Source organism: Herbaspirillum sp. B65 (assembly GCF_000333555.1).
GTDB classification, from domain to species: Bacteria; Pseudomonadota; Gammaproteobacteria; order Burkholderiales; family Burkholderiaceae_D; genus Herbaspirillum; species Herbaspirillum rubrisubalbicans.
This window is the reverse complement of the sequence record NZ_BADI01001231.1, coordinates 1-2,003: the sequence shown is the minus strand read 5'-3', so window position 1 is coordinate 2,003 and position 2,003 is coordinate 1. Positions and strand designations below refer to the sequence as shown.

Annotated in this window: 2 protein-coding genes; both read right to left on the bottom strand. The window is 63.3% G+C overall.

What is annotated here, in order from left to right; genetic code table 11:
* On the bottom strand, window positions 1–1,607 hold a 1,607-nt coding region (locus I5W_RS28870), incomplete at its 3' end, for a DNA polymerase II (RefSeq protein ID WP_044531837.1).
* Window positions 1,608–1,713: 106 nt separating this feature from the next.
* Window positions 1,714–2,003 (bottom strand): hypothetical protein (locus I5W_RS32320; protein ID WP_044531836.1); only part of this gene is annotated, 290 nt, incomplete at its 5' end.

Below are 2,003 nucleotides of genomic sequence, written 5' to 3'. Positions count from 1 at the left end.
ATGGAGGAGGCCAGGCGCGAATCGAAGAAGCGGCAGGCGGTCGAGCCCAGGACTCGTAGAAAGGAATTCATGATGATCTTCAGCGCNTGCTGCAAGGGCTTGTTGCCCTGGGCCTTGGCCACTTCGCGGCCCTGCCAGATCTGTTCGATGATGGCCGGCAGGCTATGGCTCCGGCGCGAAAAGCGCGCCCCGTTGAAACCAGGCACGGTCTGCGCCTCCGGTTCATTGAGGGTGCCATCGACCAAGCCCACCGGATCGATCAGGAAGGTGCGGATGATGCTGGGATACAGGCTCTTGTAATCCAGCACGATCACCGAGTCATACAGCCCCGGGCGCGAATCCATGACGAAGCCGCCCGGACTGGCCAGCGCTTCGGCCTCGCCCAGGTTGGGCGCCACATAGCCCTTGCGGTGCATATGCGGCAGGTAGAGATGGGTGAAGGCGGCCACCGAGCCACCGCTGCGGTCGGCCTGCAGGCCGGTGACGCTGGCGCGTTCAAGCAGGAAGGCGAGGATTTCGGTCTTGGCAAAGATGCGCGTGACCAGCTCGCAATCCTTGAGGTTGTAGGTCGCCAGGGCCGCCTTGTCCTCGGCGAACATGCGGTCGATCTCATCCATGCGCTGGTAGGGCGTGGCAATCGCCTTGCCCTCGCCCAGCAGCGATTGCGCCACGTTTTCCAGGCTGAAGGAGGGAAAGTTCCAGAACGCCGAGCGCAGACTTTCGATACCATCGATCACCAGCCGGCCAGGCGCACTCACCAGCAGGTGGTTGGCGCGCAGGCCGTGTTCGCGCCACTCCAGCACGCGCCCGGCACGGCCCAGGCGCAATGTGGTCTGGTATTTCTGCGCTTGCTTTTGCAATACGTTGAGGTCGAACTGGACCAGGTTCCAGCCGATGAGGGCATCCGGGTCGTGACGTGCCATCCAGCCATTGAGACAGTCGATCAGCTCCTTGCGCGTGGCGCAGAACTGCAGCTCGAAATCCACCGCCTCGACCGCCCCGCTGGGTGGTCCCAGTGCATAGACGCTGCGCTGGCCGCAGCCTTCGATGGCGATGCTGTAGAGCTCGCCCTGCCAACTGGTTTCGATATCCAGCGAGGCCAGCTTCAGGGGTGGCCGATAGCCCGGCAAGGGGCGGATGCGCGCCTCGACCAGCGCACCGTGACCGTCATCCACACCCTGGAAGGCCAGCGGTGCGTTGATGAAGCGCTCCATCAGGTAGCGCTCGGGCGGGCGGATATCGGCTTCATAGACGGCAATCCCGGCGGCCAGCAGGGTCTTTTCCATCTTCAGCAGCTTGCGGTACTGCCGCGCATACAGACCCAGCACCGCACGCTGGCTGAGATCCTTCAAATGCTCCAGCGGGCGCAACTCCATGCCAGGTTCGCCCTGGATCAACGCCTGCACCCGCTCGGCCTGTTCCTGCGGCACGAAGGCCACCGCCGGTTGCGGTGGCAGGCGCAGGCATTGCGGGCCAGTGTCAGTGGCCAGCCATAGTTCGATCTCGACCCCGGCCGGCGTATCGCGCCAATGGCGCGATACGATGAAACCGGCGCGCTCGCCTGGGCGGAGCTGCGACGGGGGCAAATGGTCCTGTGCGACGGTCACCGGATTGACTGCTTGATGTGGTTGAAGACCGCGATTCTACTTGGATGTGCCGGCCCTTGCGCAAACGCCGCAAGCATCGATTGTGAAGAATGCCCAACACGCTTTTTCAGGTGCAAAGATTTTGGGAAAAATCCCTTTCTTCTCCGCGTTTTGGCGGCGGGATGGCGGTGCCATGCTGGCGCCCCATCAGTTCCAGCAATACGGAGAGTCTCGCCATGAAAGCCCTGCCCCTCGTTCTCCTGTTCAGCAGCGCGGCCCTGCTGGCCAGCCTCAAGGTCTCGACCGCGCAGGCCGCCAGCTTCGATTGCAGCAAGGCCGGCTCGGCCAATGAAAAACCATCTGCCACGATCCCCAGCTCTCGGCCCTGGATGACCAGTTGGGACAGACCTTCCGCCT